23 protein-coding genes are annotated in these 24040 nt (G+C 46.5%); 10 read left to right on the top strand and 13 right to left on the bottom strand.

The genetic code is table 11. The features are described 5' to 3' along the window. Positions 1-35: 35 nt before the first annotated feature. Entirely contained in the window at positions 36-4019 is a 3984-nt protein-coding gene (locus tag QUA62_RS17485; RefSeq protein ID WP_333405676.1) for an SMEK domain-containing protein, read from the bottom strand. Between the two features lie 132 nt (positions 4020-4151). Beyond that, the gene (locus QUA62_RS17480) at positions 4152-4640 is read right to left on the bottom strand and encodes a hypothetical protein (protein WP_333405675.1); all 489 of its coding nucleotides are present in this window, start codon (positions 4638-4640) and stop codon (positions 4152-4154) included. A 318-nt stretch (positions 4641-4958) separates the two neighbouring features. Here QUA62_RS17480 and QUA62_RS17475 point away from each other — a divergent pair, with 318 nt between their 5' ends. The 4 genes from QUA62_RS17475 to QUA62_RS17460 all read left to right on the top strand — a co-directional run bounded on the left by QUA62_RS17475 (position 4959) and on the right by QUA62_RS17460 (position 8985). Then, a complete protein-coding gene (locus tag QUA62_RS17475) occupies positions 4959-6074 on the top strand; it encodes an SPFH domain-containing protein (protein WP_333405674.1) in 1116 nt (371 codons plus the stop codon). 432 nt (positions 6075-6506) lie between these two features. Further along, positions 6507-6824, top strand: coding sequence for a YkvA family protein (locus tag QUA62_RS17470; RefSeq protein ID WP_333213666.1), 318 nt, complete (start codon positions 6507-6509; stop codon positions 6822-6824). A 143-nt stretch (positions 6825-6967) separates the two neighbouring features. After that, positions 6968-8008: a UDP-3-O-(3-hydroxymyristoyl)glucosamine N-acyltransferase gene (gene lpxD / locus QUA62_RS17465; RefSeq protein ID WP_333405673.1), complete on the top strand. Its 1041-nt coding sequence runs from the start codon at positions 6968-6970 to the stop codon at positions 8006-8008. 92 nt (positions 8009-8100) lie between these two features. After that, entirely contained in the window at positions 8101-8985 is an 885-nt protein-coding gene (locus QUA62_RS17460) for a CPBP family glutamic-type intramembrane protease (protein WP_333405672.1), read from the top strand. 31 nt (positions 8986-9016) lie between these two features. Here QUA62_RS17460 and cbiE read toward each other — a convergent pair whose 3' ends face one another. Both cbiE and QUA62_RS17450 read right to left on the bottom strand, forming a co-directional pair. Next, a complete protein-coding gene (gene cbiE, locus QUA62_RS17455) occupies positions 9017-10321 on the bottom strand; it encodes a precorrin-6y C5,15-methyltransferase (decarboxylating) subunit CbiE (protein ID WP_333405671.1) in 1305 nt (434 codons plus the stop codon). A gap of 271 nt (positions 10322-10592) precedes the next feature. Then, a complete protein-coding gene (locus QUA62_RS17450) occupies positions 10593-11333 on the bottom strand; it encodes a DUF1868 domain-containing protein (protein WP_190655984.1) in 741 nt (246 codons plus the stop codon). Positions 11334-11509: 176 nt separating this feature from the next. On the opposite strand from QUA62_RS17450, the gene holA reads away from it, so the two are divergent. Next, on the top strand, positions 11510-12487 hold the full coding sequence (gene holA / locus QUA62_RS17445; RefSeq protein WP_333405670.1) for a DNA polymerase III subunit delta: 978 nt from the start codon (positions 11510-11512) through the stop codon (positions 12485-12487). Between the two features lie 229 nt (positions 12488-12716). Next, positions 12717-13706, top strand: a complete 990-nt coding sequence (locus QUA62_RS17440) for a hypothetical protein (protein ID WP_333405669.1) — start codon at positions 12717-12719, stop codon at positions 13704-13706. A gap of 515 nt (positions 13707-14221) precedes the next feature. Here QUA62_RS17440 and QUA62_RS17435 read toward each other — a convergent pair. The 3 genes from QUA62_RS17435 to QUA62_RS17425 form a co-directional block, all read right to left on the bottom strand. Next, a complete protein-coding gene (locus tag QUA62_RS17435; protein WP_333213678.1) occupies positions 14222-14677 on the bottom strand; it encodes a DUF4383 domain-containing protein in 456 nt (151 codons plus the stop codon). A gap of 98 nt (positions 14678-14775) precedes the next feature. Continuing rightward, complete coding sequence (locus tag QUA62_RS17430; RefSeq protein WP_333287802.1) at positions 14776-14994, bottom strand: chlorophyll a/b-binding protein; 219 nt, start codon at positions 14992-14994, stop codon at positions 14776-14778. Positions 14995-15425: 431 nt separating this feature from the next. Beyond that, the gene (locus QUA62_RS17425) at positions 15426-15575 is read right to left on the bottom strand and encodes a hypothetical protein (protein WP_333405668.1); all 150 of its coding nucleotides are present in this window, start codon (positions 15573-15575) and stop codon (positions 15426-15428) included. A gap of 530 nt (positions 15576-16105) precedes the next feature. Between QUA62_RS17425 and QUA62_RS29415 the strand changes: the two genes are divergently transcribed. From QUA62_RS29415 to QUA62_RS17410, 4 genes are all read left to right on the top strand, one after another. Further along, complete coding sequence (locus tag QUA62_RS29415) at positions 16106-16315, top strand: PIN-like domain-containing protein (RefSeq protein ID WP_445301678.1); 210 nt, start codon at positions 16106-16108, stop codon at positions 16313-16315. Positions 16316-16496: 181 nt separating this feature from the next. Beyond that, positions 16497-16841: a hypothetical protein gene (locus tag QUA62_RS17420; RefSeq protein ID WP_333405667.1), complete on the top strand. Its 345-nt coding sequence runs from the start codon at positions 16497-16499 to the stop codon at positions 16839-16841. Continuing rightward, positions 16834-17391 (top strand): hypothetical protein, encoded by a 558-nt coding sequence (locus tag QUA62_RS17415; RefSeq protein ID WP_333405666.1) that lies wholly within the window; start codon positions 16834-16836, stop codon positions 17389-17391. The genes QUA62_RS17420 and QUA62_RS17415 overlap by 8 nt, the downstream gene beginning before the upstream one ends. 38 nt (positions 17392-17429) lie before the next feature. Next, positions 17430-17759, top strand: a complete 330-nt coding sequence (locus tag QUA62_RS17410) for a hypothetical protein (protein WP_333405665.1) — start codon at positions 17430-17432, stop codon at positions 17757-17759. A 233-nt stretch (positions 17760-17992) separates the two neighbouring features. On the opposite strand, the gene QUA62_RS17405 is transcribed toward QUA62_RS17410, so the two are convergent. The 6 genes from QUA62_RS17405 to QUA62_RS17380 all read right to left on the bottom strand — a co-directional run bounded on the left by QUA62_RS17405 (position 17993) and on the right by QUA62_RS17380 (position 23774). Continuing rightward, a complete protein-coding gene (locus QUA62_RS17405; protein ID WP_333405664.1) occupies positions 17993-18766 on the bottom strand; it encodes a hypothetical protein in 774 nt (257 codons plus the stop codon). A gap of 404 nt (positions 18767-19170) precedes the next feature. After that, the gene (locus QUA62_RS17400; RefSeq protein ID WP_333405663.1) at positions 19171-20133 is read right to left on the bottom strand and encodes an aldo/keto reductase; all 963 of its coding nucleotides are present in this window, start codon (positions 20131-20133) and stop codon (positions 19171-19173) included. 100 nt (positions 20134-20233) lie between these two features. Beyond that, on the bottom strand, positions 20234-21349 hold the full coding sequence (locus QUA62_RS17395; protein ID WP_333405662.1) for an SDR family NAD(P)-dependent oxidoreductase: 1116 nt from the start codon (positions 21347-21349) through the stop codon (positions 20234-20236). A gap of 512 nt (positions 21350-21861) precedes the next feature. After that, the gene (locus QUA62_RS17390; RefSeq protein ID WP_333405661.1) at positions 21862-22899 is read right to left on the bottom strand and encodes a hemerythrin domain-containing protein; all 1038 of its coding nucleotides are present in this window, start codon (positions 22897-22899) and stop codon (positions 21862-21864) included. Positions 22900-23064: 165 nt separating this feature from the next. Next, positions 23065-23304 (bottom strand): hypothetical protein, encoded by a 240-nt coding sequence (locus QUA62_RS17385; RefSeq protein ID WP_190655907.1) that lies wholly within the window; start codon positions 23302-23304, stop codon positions 23065-23067. Positions 23305-23546: 242 nt separating this feature from the next. Next, positions 23547-23774, bottom strand: a complete 228-nt coding sequence (locus QUA62_RS17380) for a hypothetical protein (protein ID WP_333405660.1) — start codon at positions 23772-23774, stop codon at positions 23547-23549. Positions 23775-24040 lie beyond the last annotated feature (266 nt).

Here is a 24040-nt window from a genome sequence, read left to right as displayed (position 1 = left end):
TCAGTTAGATTGGTTTGTTGAGGGGCGATCGCACACTATTGCTCCCCTTCATTCAATTCGCTCAAAACTTTTGCCACTGCTGATGCTTGCTCTGGATACAGCCGCGCTAAATATTCACACATTTGATAGGCAGTATCTAAGTAGTATGCACAGGGAATTAACAAGCGTTTAAAATTTACTCTATCACCAGTTTCAGCAAACAATAAGGCAATATCACGTAAGTGCGTGTTACGCTCGTTAAGCATCGCCTCTAATGTTCTTAGAGCGTCCTCACCTTTTCCTCCAATTGCTTGTATTTGAGCAATGCTCTTGAGCGCTTCCAAGCGTTTTTCTTCATCCTCAATTTTTTCTTTAGCTGCAAGGGCAATATCAAGAGTTGTAACTTGTTGTCCTTTTTGGAACTGCTCGCAGGCAATTGCCAAAAATGTGCTTATTTTCTGCTCTGCATCTTCAATATCTGTGCTAATTTTAATAGCAGTGGAAAATTCGCCTACTTCTGCATATCCTATGGCTATTATAGAGAAATCTTTATCACGTTCCCGTTGTTCTTTTGTTTTTGCAGCTTCAAGAAGGTCGGCAAACGTGGCTAAGGCTGCTTCGGTTTCTCCTATAGTCGATCGTGCCACTGCTATAATAGTCAAAAGGTGAACCTTGTTTGCCAAAATCAGAGAGATAGAATCTGCATTTTTATACTTTTCATCAGCTTTATTCAGAACTATCTTGTATTTCTCTATTTGCTGTGGCTCTGGCTCTATCTGTAACTGTGCTATACTTCTGAGCGCATTAACGTGAAAGGATGGGATACTGATTGTTTCCAAAGTTCTAAGAGCAACGTCAAACTCTCCTAACATTGCCTGTGCTTCTGCTACGAATCCAAAAGTTTTCCAGCCTCGGTATTCTTGGTTGTCACTAATCTGTTGTGCAATTTCATAAGCGCGATCGCAGATAATTTTTGCTTCTTGTATTTTTTCTGCTTCAATGAGTATTGGTACTAATATTCCTGCTAATACATTTGCTGTTTCCATCGGAGTATCCATACTTTGTGCGATTTCGCAGGCAATACTAGCGGTAGTCACTCCTACTTCTTTTTGACCATTTTTTACCTGTACTTCTGCTACCCTTGCTAGGGCTAATAACCTGATAAAGGAGATTGAAGCTTCAAGGGGTTTTTCAATTTTAAGGACATTAGCAAAAGTAGCTCGTGCTGCTTCAGTTTGTCCAGCTTGTGCCTGTACCTCTGCTATTACTCCTAGAGTTTCCGCTCGCATGAATTGAATATCTATTTCTGTAGCTATCTCTAAAGCGGTAGTAAAATCCCCTGCTTTTGCGTATGCCTCTGCTATTCTCATTAAGGCATCTGGTCTGTCTAAATAGTCAATTTTTTTAGCCGTTTCACGGGCATCCGCCAACTCTCTTGCTTCAGCTTGTTCTATTACAATTTTTTGTAAAAAATCAGTTTGTTTCTCTTCATTCGCAATACCATTGGCTCTTGATAGATGCAATGGGTTGTCTATCTTATTATCTACTGTTTCAAGAGCTTCAGTCAAAGTGGCTTGTGCTGATGCCCTGTCGGCAACTTCTATTTGGGCTTTTGCTATCTCCTTTATCAATGTTTCCCAGTCTGAGGTGGAAACAAGTGTGTTTACGATCTCAAGAGCGTTGGTAAAGGTAGCCGAATATTCTATATCTCCTTTCTGCGCCTGCGCTTTTGCTATATTTATTAGCTCTAATACTTGCTTTGACTCCGGTCTAATACTCTCCACAGTTTTCAGGGCAGCAGTAAAGTTACCAGAATTCCTAAGATGCGCGCACAAAGTACAGCGGTAGCTATTATCAAAAAGCTTTTGCTCTAAAGAAGTACAGATATTCTCACTCACTTCAAAAACCTGGGCGAGTAGGTAAGTAGCATATTCGCTGTGCCACTCTATAGCCGGATGGGTTGATAAACGAGGTAATTCCTGCTGCTGCAATCGCTTCAGTGTTTCCTCTGCGTCCTCAAATTTGTCTGTATCTTTCAACTCCCACGCCAGCAATAAATACCACAATATACGCCGCTCAATTTCATATAAATCTGTCAGTCTCCAAGCTCGTTCTAAAGAGCCTTTCCGCAAAGCATCTAGGGGTGAATCTTGCGCTGTTGTCTGCAACAGTCGCCGTGCGTGTAACAGCATAAATTCTGCGATTTCTCCTGCTTTGTCTTCCTCGGCGGCGGCTAACAAGGCAGTCTGCACCGTCTTCAAAGGCAAGTCAGGCTCATCGGGAAACTGTTTAATAGAGTGCGAGTAAAAGTCTTCGTTACGTGCGATCGCATACAACGCCTCCCACTGCTTCGCCTCGCTTAAATGTTCTGCATAGTATCTCAAGGCATAACTACTATGATGTTCCTGCCATTGGCTACAGTAGTTCATCAAATTCTGTAAAGCATCTTCAGCATTGTCACCTAACTGAGCGGCAAATGTTGTTGCCAATAGTGGGTGAGCAAAAGCGTAAAGGTTGTCTTCAGAAATCCTCATCCAGCGCGTTACTTGCCAACACTGATGCAACTGGCGTAAAGGGCGATCGCCCATTCCCGTAATTGCCTTAACATCTTGTTTTTCAAGTGCGCCTTTCGCTACCGTCAACAGTGCAAAAAACTGCCACATTTCATCGGGCAAATTTAGTTCATCTAAGCGCTTTAACTGCTGCTTGACATAGTTCTCAAATCCCTTGGGCGTTTGTGCCAATAGTTGTCGTATATCTTGTTTCTGTTTTGCAGCGTGACTCAACTCATCAATTAGATAACTCAGGTAAAGTGGAAAGCCTTGAGTAATTTCATCTAATTGGGTAACGAAATTTATATCTTCGGCAAATACTGCTAACTCACCTTCACCAGTTTGTTTTAACCAGTCTGCGATAGCTTCTCTTGGCAAATACTTAAGGTGCAACTTTTGCGATTTTTCTGTCCAGTTTTCTAGATATTTTGGCTCTTCCTCGGATTCTGCTCTCGCTGAAACAATAACAAATACATTCTGAGGCAGAGGAGTGAGAAAGGGTAGCGAGAAGGGCATTTCGGCTACGTCGATTTCATCTAAGGCATCTATAACAATGACTAAGGGCTTATCTTGCCTGGCGCCACGCTCTTTTAATATGTTGTATAGCCTTTTCCTTAACTCCTCTCGTTCGTTTGGCAGTTGCTCATAGTAGAGTTCGTAATATCTATAAATTTGTCGTAACAAATTCCAATAAGCACTCTTAACATAGCGGGTTTTATCATATTGTTGGCTGAAGAAATGATAGGCAATAAAACATCTGTCACCTTGCCGTTCCCGATCGACCCAGTTAGCCAAAAGTGATGTTTTACCAAAACCAGCACCAGCCGTCACGAGCATTACACCACTGGAGTTATCAGCTAAAAAATTGTCCAGTTTTTGGAAATTTTCTGAACCTCCTACAAACAACTCAGTGGATTCGTTGATAATTTGCTCAACTTTATCAACTACTTCCCAGTCAGGTTCTTTTCTTTCTTCACCAAAGTTGGTCTCTAAAATTTTTTCAACTTCACGGGTTTTCTCAATTTGGAATTTAGCAACCTCTCCAAGGAGATCCCGATAATCCAAAATATCTTTTTTGACATCAAAACTAAACTTACCCTGAATTATTGGGTTAATTTTTTTATCCGAGTAATTTGGTTGTCTTTCTGTTATTATATAAATTATTATCCGATCGTATTTTTCGTAAAGTTTGTGTTCAACAAACTTGGTTAATGTCTCTTTAACTTTTTTAAGGTCAGGCGTAGCTGTAATTTGAAAAGCCACTCTTGCAGTTTCATCACCCAAATCAACACTGGGGTAGTTACTCCCTTTGGTAAAATTTAAGTTTTCCAGATTTCTATAGCCGTAAAACTCCGCAATGAGAGGTATCAATATATTTTCAGCCACCTTGTTAAGGTCTGTTTGGCCCATTGCCGTACAACCTTTTATTTGGGTTACGAAAAGAGACATCAAGTAGTTAATTCTCTTTTGTGATTGCTCAAGATTCATACTCTATATTTAGGAACTGATTTACTTCTTGTTATTATTGTACATTACAAAAATTGCTGTAAGCGCAAAATCATCAGCCTTGAGTAAAAAAATGCGAGACAAATTGGGACACTTAAATTCAAATTATGCTTTCTATACATTCTCTTCAATCGCGTAGCCTTGATTTCTCCCCCAATCCCTCCAAGCTGCGACCATCTGTTTTACCCTTCCCCTTTGTTCTGGTTTAATGGGATTTTCACCCGTAATTGCACTCAAAGCCGATAACCAGTAAAGGGGATTTTTTGTCAGTTCCGATAGCAACAGCGGCACGATTTGTGTTCCCATACTAATAATTTTTTGATAGGCAGGATGCTGAGACATTTGGGCAGTAGAAGAAAGTCCAGCCACATCTTTCTCCCAATCCGAGGCTAGTGCATAAAACTTGTCAACTATCTCAGGGGGAATTTTAGCATTTTTGTTGAGAATATCTTGAGCAGTATAGGGTGAAAGACTTTCTGGCTGTGCGAGTAAGTTTTCTATGCCTATTAAAACTAATTCTTCTATCGATACATTCCAGTCGTTGGCGAGTTTTTGTAACTTCAGGAGGCGCTCATCAGAAAGGGCGATCGCGATCGTGTTCATCTGATTTACTAACTAGCATGATGCCTTAAGTATAGCCAAGAAATTACTGACCTTTAGTCACCGTTAAACCAAATTGTAGGATGCGTCAGACATTAATTCTTTCGATTTCAACAGGTTTGAAGGATCGGACGCACCCTACGAACAGTATTTCGATCGCCCCCACCATCAACTAGATGCAAGCTAGATCCAGTCCGGCCTGAATCGCGGGGAGTCTAGAAGTATAGAATAGAGGTTGCGAAACCGGCACACCGCCCGCTCGCTCGTCCCCAGCAATTTGTTACCCTAAAAATAGAATCTTCCCTCCCTCAACTCCCTCCCATGAACAACGCTTCTCCCCTGATTCAAACGATAACTCCAGAACGCTGGGCCGGGTTTAGTATGGACTTTATAGGGGCGGGTTACACGGGTGTGTTGGTCAAAAACGGCCGCGCCGTGCGTACCCTGAAATCCGGGCGGCATTTCAGCTTTGCCCTTCCCCTGCTGGAACAGTCTCAAATTGTCCTCGTAGACACCAAACTCCGCAATTTGGAGGTGCAGTCGCACGGAGATTTTTTGTCTAAGGATCGATTTTTAATTGATGCCACTCTGACCGTTATTTATCAAGTTATAGATCCGAAACGGGTAGCTTTGGAATTGTCCGATCCTATAGGTGCTTTAGCAAGTGCAGTTAAGGATTGTATGGGATTAGCGATCGGGCAAATACCTTTACAACAGCTTATCAGTCAAGGACGACTGTTGCTGCGGCAAAATTTGCTCGATCGCGTCCAAGATTTTTATACTCTGGGTTTTAACTTAGAAGACGTGCGAATTGGCGATGTCAGCTTTCCCGAAACCAACGGAGTTATTCGCCAAGTTGAGGGAATGAGTGCCCGACAGGAAGCAGAAAATGCCGCCGCCCTGCAAATGAGAATTGCCGAAGCAGGCCGTCCGATTGTTCCTCAATCTCCCGTACAGCAGTTAAACTTAATTTCAGGTAATTCTCCTGCCAGTCTTCCAGCTTCAGACACAGCAGCAGGGTTCGATCGAGATTTACAACAACTGACACAACAACTTGCTCAAAACACTCTCCCTCCTGGGAGAAATCCTCCCCAACTTGCACCAACGGTACTCGCAAGCAGCGATCGCAAAACAACCGCATTTTTAATCTACAAATTTTCTGGAGAAGCGATCGCCCTAACAGCCAATCCTTTTACAATTGGACGCGAACCAACCAACACTTTAGTATTACAAGATCCGCAAAGTTCGCGCTACCATGCTCAAATCCGCCGGGCCACTGACGAAATTGGCAAACAGCGATATCAGCTTGTCGATAGCGGCAGTTCCAACGGCACTTTTGTGGGTGGGCAGAGACTGGCTGCTAACGAGCCTTTTTGGCTGCCAGATGGTTGCGAAATTGCGATCGGCGACCAAAAATGGATCTTTCAAAATTCGTGAGTAATAGATGAAGATTTGTTTAAACAGCAGATAAACGCAGATGAATCCCATCAGCGTTCATCTGTGTTTATCTGCTGACATCTGTGATTGAAAAATCCCAATCTAAGTAACTTGCTTTAATGACGATATACAAGTAATAGATTGCTAATCTACCCTCAACAATATGAATGTTTTTTTAAACCGCAGATAAACGCAGATAAACGCAGATAAACACAGATAAACACAGATAAATTCTATCGGCTTTCATCGGTCAGGTTTCTGTAGGGGCGTTGTCAAGAGTCCCCGCCCTTTCAACACAGCTTGACAACTTCTCCCTCCCCAATTCCCTATACTCCCAGGTAGAAGTCTCTTGCCAACCCTAGGGGGGATATCTCCACAAGCATTTCGAGCGACAATTTGTCAAGATTGAAAATATAAGTAGAGGACAACCCCATGAACTTTTCTATACAATCTGTTTACAACTGGTACCGCGACACCCTCCGCAACCCCAAATACCGCTGGTGGATTATTCTGGGAACGCTGGCATATTTAATAAGCCCGATCGACATTGCCCCAGATTTCCTGCCAGTCATCGGACAAATTGACGATGTGGCAATTGCTGTCTTGCTGATTTCCGAAATTTCGCAAATGTCGATCGACTACTTTAAATCCCGCCAAACAGAGACAGCCTCAGCATCCGAAGCCACCGGTGCCCATTATTCTGAAGCCCAAGGCAGCACCGTTGACGTAGATGCAGTTTCTGTAAAATAATTGCCAAAAATAATCGAGCGCTACAACCCCGACTTCTTCAAGAAATCGGGGTTTTTGTTTTTTAAATGCCAACTGCTCAGATCGTGCTCCAAAGCTGGTAATTTTAACTATGATCCATCTGTGCTAACAACAAATTTTTATAGATGAAGTTTAGCGAAATAGTACAAAAACTTAACTTAGCCACCAGTCGCACCCTCACAGCGTCGGTTGCTACCGATCCAGAAATTACAGGCGCGGCCCCTGTTGATGAAGCTCCATCGGGCACAATCAGTTATATAGAAGGTGCTAAATTTGCCGCTCATACAGCCACTACAAATGCTTCGGCTTTAATTTTACCCTTAGATGAAAGTCTCCAAGCTCAATGTGACGATCGCAACATTGCTTGGATTGCCGCACCAGATCCGCGCTTGTTATTTGCTCAAACGATCGCCATTTTCTATCAACCGTTTCGCCCCCCATCCGAAATTCATCCCTCAGCCGTCGTTCACCCCTCAGCAGAAATTGGTGAAAATGTCTATATCGGCCCCAACGTCGTTATTCAAGCAAAAGTCAAAATTGGCAGCAACGTTTGCATTCATCCAAATGTCGTAATTTACCCAGATGCGGAAATAGGCGAAGGCACTGTTTTACACGCTAATTGTGTCATTCACGAACGCACTCGCATCGGGGCAAATTGCGTGATTCACAGCGGTGCGGCGATCGGTTCCGAAGGTTTTGGGTTCGTGCCGACAGCCACAGGATGGGTGAAAATGGAGCAGTCGGGCTGCACGGTATTAGAAGAGGGCGTTGAGGTTGGCTGCAACAGCACGATCGACAGGCCCGCTGTCGGAGAAACCCGCATCGGCCAGAATACAAAAATCGACAATTTAGTACACGTAGGTCATGGCTGTCAAGTAGGAAAAAATTGTGCTTTTGCCGCTCACGTTGGCATGGCCGGCGGAGTAAAAATTGGCAACAATGTAATTTTGGCAGGTCAAGTGGGAATTGCTAATCAAGCCAAAATCGGAGATGGGGCGATCGCCACTGCTAAAGCCGGAATTCACAGTGATGTTGCAGCAGGGGCAATCGTGACGGGCATTCCAGCAATTCCCCACAAACTATTTCTCAAAGCCACAGCCGTTTACAACCGCTTGCCCGAAATGTACCAGTCTCTGAGGCAAATTCAGCGCAAGCTCGATCGGTAGTCATTAGTTATTAGTCATTAGTCATTAGTTAAGAATTAACAGTCAACAGCCAACAGCCAACAGTCAACAGTATTATAGTTGCAACCCCTTAAATGTGGAATAGCATAAACAACCTGCGACTGCTGTCGCCGTCAATACCAGCAATTGTCAAAATAATCTTGTTTTTTTCGACTTGGATGGTTGTGTGGCTTCCCGCAGCGATCGTGCTGGCGATCGCCCTCAAATGGCATCCGCCCCAACCTCTGGGAAACAAAAAACTACCTTTACTAGCTTCCCTATACGTGATTGTCCCCTTCATTTTATGGGCGACAAGTTGGATCGAAAACACATCTTTTGCCAACTGGGGTTGGGATTGGCAACCCGCAGTTTTGATGTCATTACTGCGGGGATTAGGATTAGGAATAATCAGCTTAGTAATTTTATTCGGTTTGCAATTAACCGCAGGCTGGCTCGAACTACACAAAAGCGAAACTTCCACCGAAACAAGCGAAAAAAAAATTAATTTTTGGACTTTAATCCTTAACCCTGCTAGTCTGCTGACTCTGTTATTAGCACTGTGGATTAGCGCCACAGAAGAGTTAATCTTTCGCGGCTGCTTGCAAACGATACTTCAGCAAGATTACTCAATGCTAATCGCAGCAGCGATCGCCAGTTTCATTTTCGCGATCGCCCACCTAATTTGGGCCGCCAAAGAAACTCTACCGCAACTGCCCGGATTGTGGCTGATGGGGATGGTTTTAACATTAGCCCGCATCGCCGACAATGGCAGTTTGGGATTGGCGATCGGCATTCACGCAGCTTGGATTTGGGGTATAACTACCGTAGATACAGAAGGCGCAATTAATCCGACAGGCCGCGCCCCAGAATGGATTACAGGAATAGCAGCGAAACCGCTAGCAGGTGCAGCCGGCATTTTATTGCTACTAGCAACCGCAACCTTACTCTTCCTGACTCAAATCAGCGCTAATCAGCGCTAATCAGCTTAAATCAGCCGTAAAAATTCCGACATCAATCTAATCGTCGATCGATCGTCACAATCGAAACCGGATTCAGCGCATCAAAACGAGTTGAATTCCCCCCAGCCACAGAACGCGATAACTGCACTTGCACGATTCGGTAACTCCAGTGCGGTTCCCGGCGCACGCGATCGCCCATCCAGCTCAAAACAGTAGCAATATCCTCAAAAGCATCCAACGCAAGCACGATCGAGCCTCCAGGGAGGAGCCGCAGGGCGCAAACGCCCAAAATTTTAGTCAACCCTCCGCCACTACCGCCAATAAAAATCCGGTGCGGAGGACGCAAGCGGTGCAAGATTTCCGGGGCGGTTCCGTAAATCGAGAACACATTTTGCAGCCCAAAACGGCCGTAGTTGAACTCGATCGCAGAAGTACCAGAAACCGTTTGTTCGATCGCATACACCTCAGACTGCGGGAATAAACGAGCAATTTCGATCGACACAGAACCGTTACCAGCACCCACATCCCAGACAACTTGTCCCGGTTGCAAAGCCAATTGTGCCAACACCAACACCCGCACTTCCCGTTCAACCGTCAAACCCGGCTTGTCGCCACAACCGATAAAAGCTGCATCCGGTATTCCCAACAAAGGCAACTTTTCCAAATCCAAAGGTTCTGCCCTCGGCGGGGGTTCCCGCAGCATCACAACCACGCTCAGCGGTGCAAAAGACTCTCCCAGCAAAGCTGACAGAGAACGCAGGCCCACCCGCTCGTCAGCAGCACCCAAATTCTCGCAAACCCAAAACTCGTAGCGTGTAGGCAAATCTAGAGCTTTGACCAAATTTGCCAGGGCCGCCGGAGTATGAGTTTCGTCGGCGAGCACCGCAATTTTCTCGACACCGAGTTTTAGTTTTGCCGTCAGTTCCTCAAAATAACGTCCTTGAGAGCCAACAAAATGAGCGTCTTGCCAAGGGATATGCAAGCGGTTAAAAGCCAACTGCACAGAACTGACATGGGGGTGAAAAGTCAATTCTTCTGCCGGCAATTGGGCAATTAACAACTTTCCCCAGCCGTAGAACAGCGGGTCACCGGCCACTAAAATTACGATCGGTTGAGTACGGGGTTCCACCGTCCCCGCAGAGGGTTCTAATTCGGGTTCAGTCGCCCACCAGCGCCGAATTTCCAGAATTGCTTCGGTCAAATCTTCCAACGCCCAGCGCTCTCCGTCGTGCTGGGGAAAATAGCTCAAATGGCGCTCGCTCCCTATTAGCAGAGCGGCCATTTCTACAACCTGCCGCGCCGATTCGCTCAGCCCAGCAGCTCCATCTAAACCTATACCAACGACGTGTACTGTCACTTTTTAAGCAAAAAGTAAAAAACCAGAATTACTGATTTTTCCTGGTTTTTCATAAATTTTTTCCTTGACTTTACTGTCAAACAAAAATAATTAAAGCATTTAATAGGCAATATCCTGACTCTTTTCACAGGGGAGAGGGGGAGAGGGGGCGAGAGAGTGGGAGAGTGGGAGATGGGGAGAGTGGGAGATGGAAAAAATCTTCACATCGATCCTCTTCCCTCTTCCTTCTTCCTTCTTCCTTCTTCCTTCTTCCTTCTTCCCTCTTCCTTCGTTAAAACTCAAACACAGGCCAGTCCGGTTGCCGGAGGTAGGTGGTCATGTCGTCAAACTTCCGCAGTTCCACTCGGTTTACGGACAGTTCTTGCGGCGTGTCCAGCCATTGCTCGTTTAACTCTGACAGCAAAGCGCACAAGCGAGCGCGGTCAAGGTTCGGCCCGATGTCCCCAAAATAACCCAGAGTAATGTGTGCCGTAAAATGATATTGCTGTTCAATTCCCAAAGCCATTAAATCGGGATTTTGATAGATCGATCGGCGAAACTCCAGAATTTGCTTGTAAGAGTTTTCGTCCGTCGGTGCCAAACAAACACCCACAGCTCTAGTCATCACCATCAACCCCAGCACTATCCAGCGAATGGGAGCGCCGCCCGCCAAGGGTTTGCAGGCGGCAAAACGATCGGCCATGCGCGAGCGCAGTTGCTCCTCAAATTCGGGATTTTTATCAGAGGCATCTCGAAAAGCGCTGCTCCAAATCAAATCGGCTACGGTTAAATGGAAGCTATCAGGAGGCAGTGCCACGATCGCACCCTCCCCTATTTCCTGCAATAGCCGTTGTTGGCTCGAGTGCAAATTACTATAAAATGCAGCATTTTCTGCATCTTCCCCCGCAGGGGGCGTAATCACCGAATAACCTGGAAAAGGTACCGGATCTCTCCGGCCTGCTTCGTCGGGCTTAAATTTTGGAGATTCCTGAATGTGTTCCACCTGGGACTTGTAGGAGTCCAGCAGCGTCATTCGCGCCACCCGATTTACGTAAGCTTGATAAGTATCATCCAATCTTGATTTCCTCGCGGTGACATACTCCCACACCAAATTTTATATTATGGCGCGGGCTTCCAACAGCCCTATTCAGGATATGTTGGACAAGCCTCGCGTGCAACTGTGATTTTTTTGACTACTGAGCGTTTTTCATGCAAATTTACCTGTTTTGGGGGGAAGACGACTTTGCGATGGCGCAAGCTGTGACAAGTTTGCGCCAAACAGTCCTCGACCCCAACTGGGCTAGTTTTAACTATGACAAGATTATTGCCGATTCCGCCGACGCTGTGGTCGAAGGACTCGATCGAGCCTTAACGCCGCCCTTCGGTACCGGGAGCCGTTTTGTGTGGCTGGCAAATACGACTTTAACGCAGCAGTGTTCTCCAGAACTGTTAGCGCAATTTGAACGGACGCTGCCGGTGATGCCCCCTACCACCGTGCTGCTGCTGACATCCGTCAAAAAACCCGACAGCCGGCTCAAATCTACCAAGTTAATTGTCCAGTCCGCCCAAGTGCGGGAATTTTCACCGATTCCGCCTTGGAATGACAAAGAATTAGCTCAGCGGGTGCGCCAAGTCGCGGGCGAAATGAACGTAAAATTGACCGCCACAGCGATCGAACTTTTGGCCCAATCCATTGGCAGCGATACCCGCGGGCTATACAGCGAACTAGAAAAATTGCGACTGTTTGCGGGCAACCGCAGCCAACCTCTGAACCCGGAAGAAGTTGCCGCACTGGTGCACTGTCACGCCCAAAATACCTTCCAGCTAGCCGATGCGATTCGCGAGGGCAATACCTCCGCCGCTTTGGATTTATTGGCAGGCTTAACTGGCCGCAGCGAGCCTGGTTTGAGGATTGTCGCCGGCTTGACTGGTAAGTTTCGGATTTGGCTTTGGGTAAAGGCAATGATCCAAGCGGGCGATCGCGATGATAAAATTGCTCAAGCTCTAGATCTCGGCAATCCGAAACGAGTATACTATTTTCGGCAAGAAGTCAAGAACGCCAGCTTAGAAAAACTGCAAAAAAGTTTGCCTTTGCTGCTAGACTTAGAAGCTTCTTTGAAGCGGGGGCGGGAAGAAAACTCAACCCTGCAAACCAAAGTTATAGAACTTTCTAGCTTGTTTCGCTGATGCGCGACAGGGCACAGGAGCGGCGCTTTACTGTAAATTTTTACAACAAATTTCGATAGCGGCTATGTGCTTGATGCCGGATCGCGGCCCAAAAGGTCAATAGATACTAGAAATACTCTCAGAATGCCAAAGTAGAAGTTAATGTGGTAAATAAATATTGTCCGCCGAATGCCGATCGGTTAATATTATTTGCCGGCTCTCCACCCCCCCCCAAAAAAGAGCGCTACCCATGACACAACAGAACCCGCGGGAACTGCTCAAGCAAGGCGATCCAAACGCGATCGCATCTAGCATCAACCGTACACTCAAACCCAAAGGCATCAACGCCGATGTGACGCGGGACAACGGCTGCCTCCACATAATTCTGGAGGCAGACAAAGTACCGGATCAAATGGTATTGGTCGATTTCATCCGCACCGGCATGACGAAGCTGGGACTCGAATCAATTCACACTGTAAAGGTTTACGGGCGTCGAACAGGTGACGGATCGCCTGCGTGGGAAGATGAAATTGATCTGATGCCTGCCGAGCCCATGCCTTACCCCTTGGATAGTGGAATGCCTGACGACTCTGTAGGTTTAGATGATGTCGAGCCCGAAGGCGGAGACTATTATCAAGAAGGAGAATTCGATCGAGATGACGACGAGGAAGACGAAGACGAAGACGAAGATCAAGCCCCGCCTCCGAAAAAACAATTTCCCAAATGGGTAATACCTGTGGGTATCTTAGTACCTCTGGCGGCGATCGCAGGGCTTTTCTTTACTAAAACTTTCCCATTCGGCGACTCGAACCCAGAACCCATCGCCTCCGAAGCTGCTTCCCCCTCCCCCCAACCCTCATCTCCCCCTTCTAAAGCCGCTGTATCCTCTCCAGCCGCATCTCCAGGCACCCCACAGGCAGCCTCCCCTGCACCAAAACCCGCTCCCACTGCTGCTGCGCCAGCAAGCCCAGCTCCAGCTTCTCCTGCACCAAAAGCCGCCGCGCCTAAGCCTGACTCTTGGAGGGAAGCCGTTAACACAGCTCAGAAGGCAGCAATTTCGGCCCAGAAGGCTCAGTCTCAAAATGAGTGGATCGCAGTAGCAAGCGAGTGGCAGCAAGCGGTTAAGCTCATGAGAGCCGTACCGTCAACCAGCGCGAACTATCAAAAGGCTCAGCAAAAAGCGGCAGAGTATCAGGCTAATCTGATTGTTGCCAACCGCAGGGCGGCAGCAGCGCCTTAATAGTTTTGAGTTTTGAGTTTTGAGTGGAATACTCGATGTGCTAAAAGTCAAAAGTCAAAAGCCAAAAGTAAAAAAACTTGTTTTTACTGAAAGCTTTCTTACTTTTGACTTTTTTCAATGTTATTTAAATGTCATTATTTAACTTGACCTATTGCTTTAACTCCAAAAGCTGTAATTATTTTTCCTTCAATCGTTTTTAATCTCCTTCTAGTTTCATTTGGGAAACGTCCTACTCTGACGAGATGTTGCTCAACGAAATTGAAGCACAGCACGGGGTATGACCAGACCCAAACCAAGTGGTCCCGACAATACCGTAAGCCGCGCGATCGGGTATGTTGCAACTAGCACCGATCAGACACAAACCCACTCCGCAAAATTCGCTGTATGTAGGCATAAAAAAAGTAGTCTTACAAAGACTACTTTTGCATCCTATAATAAGTGCCAAGGAGCGCAGATGAAATAATTTCCACCGCTAAGCATGAGAACCCTTTCTCTACTTCGAGAAACTCTTCGAGTTACACGCTAGCTTGAACACTCGATGAACTCTGCATACTGATTTCTCCTGATTTCACAAATCCGTAGTAAAAAGCGACGGCAGCAGTAAGGGCATTGAGCCAGATATTATTTCCAAAAAGTGGTGTAAGCCCGAACAAGGTATTTGCAAATGGCAGCAATCCTAAAATTGCACCTGCTGCATAAAGGATAGCGAAGATGCGATTGAACACAATGGCTCCGCTTAAGCTAGTAAATGCCGCAATTCCCCAAACACCCACTAAAATGCCAATTGCATTATGAAAATAGTTGGTGGGGAATACCCCGAATATATAGCCAAAGCCTGGTACGGAGGTAAAGTTCTCAGAGGGAGTGAAAAAAGCAGGCACAAATCCAGCTACGCCAAGTAACAAGAAAAGGAGACCTAGACTCAGAGCACCGTAACGAATTGAGGAATTTGAAGATGTTGATGTTTGCATGGCAGTATTTTGATTTTCAAAAATTTTTCGTGTGGACTAAACAAGTGTTTTACTGCTGTTAGAGAAACACAAACAGCTTGTAACTGACCATTCAACTCCTAGCGAGCGAGGTGGAGTACATCTCGAAGAACGCTATAACCAGCCATATCCCAAAGAAGATAGGCGACAAAACCAAGCATTGCTAGACGACCGTTCCATAGCTCTTGCTGCGGGTTCCAACCAAAAATCCAGGCATTGCGATCGGCACCGTTATAAGCCGGAGTGATCGTAGGGACTTGATCGGTATTGATTGTTGAATTCTTCGTTGAAGTCTTCATAGTGGTGAGTAGTTTTTAACTATTCTGTTTCGATTTCATGGTATCGAGTATATTTGCTGGTATGGTCTACCATTAGACTTAAATTATCTCTATATCTAAAGATTGGATTGATCAGGCTCAACTGTTAATAATGAGCATAAAAAAAGTATCCTTGTTTACAGACAATATAGGCGAGGCCATCCCGAACTCTTACTCTTGATGATTGACTTCAGAATCGATTGGAAGTTTAATTGCGTCAGTATCGGGTAGCATTCCTTGAGCATCGCTAGCGGGTACGTCTGGATTGTTGTGAAGATTAACGACACCTTTTTCCGTCTGCTCCCCATCTGCCGAATAAGAGCCTGCAATGGTGGAAGATCCAACAGTTTTTGTCTCATCTGTTCGGTTGCGGATGAAAAATTGGAGGCGATGGGATGAGCGATCGCTTCTCCCTATGGGTTTGTGCTGGTTCCTGCGGTCATGTTGGCATCTAAAACAGCCCTTTCACCCGCATTTGGGGGTGCAAAAAGTTGAGCCTGTTGAGATGCGTTAACTTCTTGATTTGGCTGACTTGCTTGATTAGGCATGGATACGCTACTCATTTCTAATTTCTCCGTAAATCAGTTAAACAATTACTGCGGTATCAATCTCTCCCCTTCCACTTCCCCGGACTTCAGAACCTATCACCATCAGCCACAACTGCGGTAAAATACTTATCGAAAGCCAGAGTTTCTAGGCTTTTGCTTCAACCTGCATTCAACGTACTCAAGCTTAAACTCTTACTGAGCAATTCTTTTCTTCTTAACGCTATCTCGATTACCATTGTCACCTCATCCTACTGAGGACACAACCTATTATAAAGCCACTTTGAAAAAACGAATACAGTCGCCTTTGCTTTACGATCCTACCTGAGAAGGACGTTGTAAAAAGCACGAGCTGTTAATATTATTAGGTAGAGCCAAGAGCCATCGTTATCTAACTTTTAATAACATTTCCGACTCATTATTTGGAATGCAAAATACTAGGAGAAAAGGAAATCGCGGCTACGCTAAGCCCCCTTACCCCTATGCGCTATCGCTAACGCGAGGCTAACGCCAACGCGCAGGCTTCGCCAACATGGAGGGGGCAGAAGTTGCTTCGCTTCTATTCAACAAAGCCTGCCGACCCCGACCCAATTGAGTCCGCACAGGTCGGCTTGGTTTGGGGAGCATCAAGACTTGCAGTTTGTGGGCGATTTGCTACCGCCACGCGAGAGAGATTTTTTGAAATTCTTAATCACCTGAAGAAGCAAATTTGGATACTCTATCAAGCGACTTATGAATATCAACAAAATCGCCTCTAGGTTATAGTCGCCGATTACCTGAAAGCTAATCAACCAACCGTTATTTATTTTCATCTTTTCAGATCAGCTTGCGATCGCAGTTTCTTGCCTTCCGGCATACCCCCGAAAGCACCTTCCTTTTTTACCTTACAAGGAACGCTCACTATGGCTAATCGAGAACATTTTGCTTATGTAGTGCAAAATGTCATTTGCTCTCATTGGTGCCGGGAGAAAAATTCACTTTTCACAACAGGAGAAGCAAGGGCATCATGCTAAAGCAGAAAACCGACATCGGTTCGCGATTAAGCCGAAGGCACCTACTTGGAATGTTTTTGGTAGGCATCACTGGGGCGATTGGATCAGCCTGTACCACCAACTCTATGGAGAGAATTACATCAATGAGAACAGACAAACCACAAAATCAGGATCGGGCATCTATGAACGGACGCCTGCTGGCACGACCAACGCAGCCTACGGGAACGGCACCAAGCGGTCTGCAACCTTTAGGACTTTCGACCAAGCGCGACGGACTCCTGTACGTGCCTAAAATTTACCAAGCTTCCCGACCCGCACCACTGGTGGTGATGCTGCACGGCGCAGGCGGCGACGCACGCGGCGGTCTGACTCCGTTCCAAAACCTCGCCGATGCCACTGGACTCATCCTGCTGGCACCTGCCTCGCGCCGCCAGACGTGGGATGTGCTCGTCGGTGGGTACGGCCCCGATATCGCCTTGATTGACCAGGCGCTGGCGCAGACGTTCAGCCACTACGCTGTAGACCCTACCCGCATTGCGATCGAGGGCTTCTCGGACGGGGCTTCCTATGCCCTAAGTGTCGGCATCACCAACGGCGACTTGTTCAGCCATGTCATAGCGTTCTCGCCGGGGTTTATGGCACCAGCTTCACAGGTTGGCGAACCGCGTCTGTTCATCTCGCACGGCACGCGAGACTCTGTTTTACCGATCGATCCTTGTAGCCGTAAGATAGTGCCACAGGTGCGGGGTGCTGGCTACGATGTGGTTTATCGCGAGTTCGACGGCCCCCACACAATTCCCCCTGCGATTATAGACTCTGCAGTAGACTGGTTCACGGCGTAGCAGGCTATTCTCGTAGAATCTAAATTTATCAACTCTCAATGAACACAAAAGGCACAGCAGTATTCGACATCATCGGCACCTGCTTCAGTTTGGACAAGCCCCGCCAGAGATTGGTAGAGCTGGGTGCGCCCCCTCATGCTGTCGAACTCTGGTTTGCCCAAACCTTACGGGATGCCTTCGCCCTCTCCCATGCAGGCAGCTACCGACCGCTCAAGGAAGTCCTAGAGGCAGAACTGCCCCGGACGCTCAAGGTGTTGGGAATTGAGGCAGATGCCCAGATGCGATCGCATATAGTGAACGCTTTCTCCGAACTGGAGCCGCAGCCTGCTATGGACGAATCCCCTCGGCTTTCGCATAAAGTGCGATAGTCTTGCCAGGAACCCAGCATTCGCACAACCGTTCCCGGTGGTAGTTGAATTTTGTCGCGTGAAATGAGAGCGTACATCACGATTACTCCGAGCGTGAAAACTACTTCTTCGTTATCGCAGACATGATATGAATGTTAAACAAAAAGCGTGTGTTGGGTTTCCTTAGTCAACCCAACCTACAAGATTTGCGATCGCACTACCTCGCCCTATCACAGGTACTCGCGATATCCAGACTATCTTTTGTGCTTAGATAGAATATCTAAAAACTCTGCTACCACCGTTTTGGGTTGGTTATAACACCTTTCAGCAGAACGATGCTCAATACAAAGTATCCCTGATTTTTTAAACCAAGCATCCTTCTCAGCATCTTTTTCGTATCTATCAGGATGGTAAGAAACTTCTAAAATACCCCATATTCCATCTAGACAAACCAAAAAGTCAACTTCACGATGATCTTTATAGTTATTTCCTGTTTCACGTCTTACAGCTAGAGGAAGTGGGAAGAATAGCACCTTTTTTGCCTCTAACTCTTGTGCAATTCTTATTTCTGAATTAGAAGCAAACTTTATTTCATTGTAAATAATAGCTTCTTGATCTCTTTTAGCAAAAGCTTTTTCTGTTATAAGTCCTTGATTAAGGTCTTTAGAATTAGCTATTAGATACTTTATTGTTTTCCTCCAGTCCGGCTCTATATCCAGTAATTTAGTAACTAAATTTATCTGAAATTCATCTTCAAAGCAATGAATGTTTCCCTGCAAAATAAACCAAAGTGAATTTCTAATCTCTTTTTCAAAGTCTTTATTGTCAAGTATGAATCGATGGCTAGCGTGAGGCAAATAAACTACAGCTTGAACATAGTGTAAATAGTTGCTTCTATACTCATCAGATTCAACTAAACGTAATTCACCATCTACAACAAGACCTGCAAATTCTCTACGATTACCGTCGATTAAATACTGAACCCAGGTTCTATACAATCGTTCTTCAAGCTTTAGATCGTCTGACATACATGGCAACCTGCTAACAATGAAACCAGCGAAAGAGGGACTTTTTCAGCCTAACACGCCTTTCAGTGAATAGGCTGAAACATTAGTCTTGCAGGAAATCCTGTGCCATAGCGATTAGACAGTCTAGGCTCATGCAGCGCCTTAATCTCAGCCCTCTACCTCTCTAACCCCTAAACTGCCGTCGTTCCTTTTGCAGTCTCTCGGACAAGAAAATCAACCACATCCTCCAACCAACCAGTGTGCTTGTACAGGTCCCGTTGCCGTGCCGCACCGTTCCTTTGCTACATCGTTTCCTGTGCGATCGCATAGACTTCATCCCATTCGCCACATTCTTCGATGGTGTTGATGCCGATTAGCGATCGCGGACTCCGCACTAGACTGGTTCACCGTAGAGTGTTCTGCGATCACGTTGGCATCAGTTGCTGAATGCGCTGTGGTTCCTCTCCCAGCCAATCTAGATTCTGGGCAGTGCTGTCGAAAATTGATGAAGTTTTGAATGGCTCAAACTCGCCGCGTGATGCTGCTTCTGCCGTTTTTGCTAACAGCGATCGCACCTGCTCGTCATTCATTGGCTGGAACGTCCGCACCGCCTCAAACGCTTGATCGAGAATCTCCATGCTGTCAATTCCCGTAACCACAACCGATGTAGGTAGATTCAGCGCATAGTGCAGACACTCAATTGGCGTTACCGTATTTGACCGTAACAAAATCCCGTTTCCCATGCTTTTCATGCCAAGAATGCCGATCTCCTGTTTAACCAGTTCTGGCACAACCAGCTTCGCAAAGCTTCGGTAGTGTGCATCCATCACATTGAGTGGCAACTGAGCTGCATCAAATTTAAACCCATAACTGGCTGCAACTTCCAGCATATGCAGATGAATCTGGGGGTCTTTGTGTCCGGTGAAGCCAATATATCTGAGTTTGCCAGCTTCCCGCGCCTCAATTAAGGCGGCATTTGCCCCTTCTGGATCGAAAACTCGATGCGGGTCCTCGAACCGGAGGATTTCGTGGTGTTGGACGAGATCGATGCAATCAACTTGCAGGCGTTGCAGTGATTCGTCTAGCTGTCTTGTGGCTTCTTTCTTGGAGCGGCCGTCAATTTTCGTCATCAGGAATACTTTGTCTCGGTAGCCATCGCGGAGAGCTTTCCCCATGCGAATCTCGCTAACTCCACCGTTGTAATCCCAACTGTTATCCATAAAAGTGATGCCACGGTCGATCGCACTGCGAACAATCCGCATACCCAGTTGCTCATCAACATACTTCAATCCGATGTGCCAACCACCCAATCCGATCGCAGAAACTTTCTCTCCTGTGCTGCCAAGAGTTCGGTATACCATTTCTGAGTTTGACGTACTTTGTGACATCTGTTCTCCTTGTTTTGCAGCTATTGCTTTTGTATTAACAGTATTGGACGATCGCGCCGATCGCCTAGCGTCTTATGTAGCAGAACCGCGCACTTTCGGCTCACCCATTCTCACCGTCGGACACAGACGATCGGTAGCTCGATCGCTCAGCGATTCGATCGCCCTCCGGTTGCTCTTGGCTCCCCATCTCATTGTTTTGCCGTGCGGCTTTGTCACTCAAAGAGGTTAACACCGAAGGCGATAAAGATGAGTGGCTGTCTTTTCCAAAAGCGCGTTCGGTACCAATGCCACCTGTGCCAGGTAACAATCGATTTAACCAACCGATCGCAGTGGCAGAAAGCCCTGGAAAAAGAGCATAGAGTCTGGCACTAAACCAAGTCCAAAGTGGCACAATTACCTCTGCATCACCCCGTCGAAATCCAGCAATCGTCTCACGAGCAACCTTTTCGGCACTCGTCGAGATCAGGGGCAACGAATCAGCAATGCTGAACCAGGTAAACTCCTTGCGGTGCTGACCTTTGAACATAGCGTGGTCTATCACGCCTGTGCGGATGAAACCCGGACATACCGTTGTGACAGCAATCCCGTCCTTTGCCAGTTCTGTCCGCATCCCTTCCGACAAACCGGTTAAGGCAAATTTGCTGGCGCAATACGCCAACATATGCGGGGAAACTACCTTGCCGCCGATGGAAGAGATATTAACGATGCGTCCAGCTTGTCGTTGACGCATTTCCGGGAAAACCGCATAAGTAGTGTATAGCGGTGCCCAGAAATGCAGCTTCATCAAGTCGTCGTAGTCCTCCATCGTCAATACGTCCATTGGTCCCACAAGGTCGGTGCCTGCGTTGTTAATGAGGATGTCGATCTGACCGAAGCGATCGCGCACCTGCTGCACCATCTGGTCAACCTGGGAGCGATCGGTGACATCACAGGGAACAGTCAGCACCTCTCCACCCCACTGCTCCAGCTCGACACGCGCCCTTTCGAGCTCTGCGCGATCGCGGGCACAAATTGCCAAACGCGCTCCTTGCTGCACCAACTGGCGTGCCATAACCAAACCAAGTCCGCGAGAACCACCCGTAAGCAGCACCGTCTTGCCTGTGAGATCGTATTGACGTTCGCGCCACGATCGCACCACCCAAAGCACGACGAGCAAAGCGCCCACGCCAACTGCAAAAAGAATAAGAGGATTCTGATTATCTATATAGGAATTCATGGTTACAACTCAAATGCTGATGTATGGTGAAGCGCAATCTACCCTATTACCTGAACCTGATATAGCAATCCTTAATCATTTGTGAATTTCTTACTCCCTCCCCTTGCTAAGGGAAGGGTTGGGGTGGGGTAAAAAATTTACGACTCATGTAGGATTGCTATATGATAGTTATTGTTAATTTTAAAGGTATTTTAAACTACAATTTTTTATTGGTAAAGCGCTGGCAGTTCAATTTCCTCAGCGACTTATTTCTATTCCTTTAAAATTAGCAATACCTATCTACCTCTTCGGTTTAAGTTGTTAGCCATACTTTTTTCTTCTAAACAGAAGTTCCCCTTTGAGGGCAACTTCTGTTTAGAAGCTGCTGTTATGGCGATCGCGGTTGGCTAGAGAGTGGGAGCTAAAAAGCTATTCTCTTATTGCACAATCCGGTGCACTCTCAATAAAAAGCCATCGAGCTACTTACCGGCGAATGCTTTGTCTTGTAATGAGAGGGTTGGCTGTTATTGCAATTAGGTTGCCATTTCTTGCTGAATCCTGCTCTTGGCAGCTTTAAACTCGGTTGCCATTTGCTCTTTTTGCTCGTCGCTGCAATTGTTGTCAATCGCCGAGAACATGGTAGATTCTTCTTGGCGAATGTGGTCGCCAACCGCCTCCATCAGGTCTTTAATTTTCGATCTAAACTCGTCGGCATTAGTGGGGTCCATAGCCTTAATTTCATCGAGCATCTGCTTCATTTGCGCTTGCTCATCGTACAGTTCTTGAGTGTTGTCATCACCGTAGAACGAGCGAACTTTGGGATAGACGACTTCTTCTTCAGCTTGAGCGTGTACCAACAAATCTTTGTAGAGTTGTCCGAAATACTCTTGGAGCTTTTGAGGATCTTTAGTAGCTCCGATTTCGGTGAAGATAGTATTCGTCTTGTTGTGATCCAGCCGGATGAGGGTCTGGATGTTCATATCTTGTTTGTCACTGTTTTGGGTGGCTATGCTGCCAAATACACCCGACAATGCAGCAACTCCATCTTGCACCCGGGCCCAGAGTCCCTGGTCGGCGTCTTTACCAGTCATTTCGCGGACACCCACCAATTCGAGCATTCCTTTGAGTTGTTCTTGGTGAGCGCGACTTTCAAAATTGACGGTATTCAAAGGGCCAATTGCCACTTCAATATCAGCTCCCACCTTCTGAGCGGCTTTGTGAATAATGATTCCACTCATGGCTTGAGCATGCTTCATCAGTTCGTGGTGAAGGAGTTTCTGATAATACGTAAACTCCTCGCCTGACATCATCTTCTCAAACTGCGGAATAAATATCTTGGTCGCAGCACTAGGTTCAGCTTGAATGCCGTATTGAACGATCACCGTCTCTATAATGCCCAGGTTTTTCTGGTCATCTTCAAGCATATTTTGGAGACGCTTGCGAACATCGTCATCAGGGCAGGCATCTATTAGCTTTTGATCGTTGGAGATAATTAAATTTTGAAAGGCTTTCAAGTCTGCCAATCTTTCGCCGATCGCAAGCCGTTTTGTATCGTCTAACGTTGTAACCATGTTTAGTTATCCTCGGTTAAATAATCTGATTGATACTGTTGTTATCCTGTTTACCAGGCGATTTTTGCTCGGCATTATTTGCAAATAAGGCAGTGTCTCGACCAGGTTATCTGCTGAGCTACCTTTCACCTGCATCACAAATTTGCGCGATTTTCAAGAATCTTTTTAACGGGAGTCAGTCCCTTGATTTGGACTTCCAACAACCTTGGGAGCCGCTCCTGGAGCTTCAGGTTCACTACCGGGACTAACGTCAGTACCGGATTGTTGGCCGGTCATGCGATATCTCTCATCCAGTGGAGTTTCACCCTCTTCAGTGGTCGGTATACTTGTTTGGGTTCCAGGATTATCTTGAGGGTCATATTTTGCATCATCTTGCCGAGTATCTGGAGGATTCTGTGAGGTCATGATTTGCACTTGTCTTTGACCTTACTCTACAAGGCTATCATTCAGTTTCAAGTAGGTGTTCTATCCTTAGACATGACTCGTTCTACCACTAATTCTAGAGGGAGTCTTGAGGGAGAAAAATTGGACAAAATATGTATGTTGCACAAAATATGTATGGGCAATCATTCTCCATCGGGCTTAACATTTGCTGTACGCCCAACACCGCTGTAGAAAATCATCCGTACTTTTCCCCGCTGTATCGATTACCGTGTGTTGCCCTGTGCTTCGGTGTCCCGATCGCGGCGTCCCAGCAGGGTGCCAACAGCGGTAAGAACCTCCGGCACTGCGAGTACAATGGAGGCGATCGAGCAAACCGTCGCAACTTGGCAGTATTCACAAAACGCTTTGTTCTCGCTCCATTCCTCACGAGCTAACTCGACATTGGTCACTCCGTCCAACACCAGCTTGATACCCATTGCAATTGGTAGCAAAGGGTTGCGCCTAGCGCGGTCTAGACCACCAGCAGCAGCTAGCCAAGCAGTGATGGCATTAATTAGCCACCATTATTGGCCCGTCGGGTGAGTTGAATTTGTTTTGACACTCCTCGACCTGAAGGTACGAGGATTCTTGGATCACTCAGTCAACTTGCTCGTTGGCGTCACCACCAAAGAGTAGAGATTATTAAACTCAGCGAGACTGTCACCAGTCCCGCTGGTCTTCAAAACCGTGCATGAGACTTTCACCTCACACGGCTCCT

The sequence above is a fragment of the Microcoleus sp. MON1_C1 genome (assembly GCF_036701945.1).
Classification (GTDB): Bacteria; Cyanobacteriota; Cyanobacteriia; order Cyanobacteriales; family Microcoleaceae; genus Microcoleus.
This window is presented reverse-complemented; position numbering and strand designations above follow the sequence as displayed.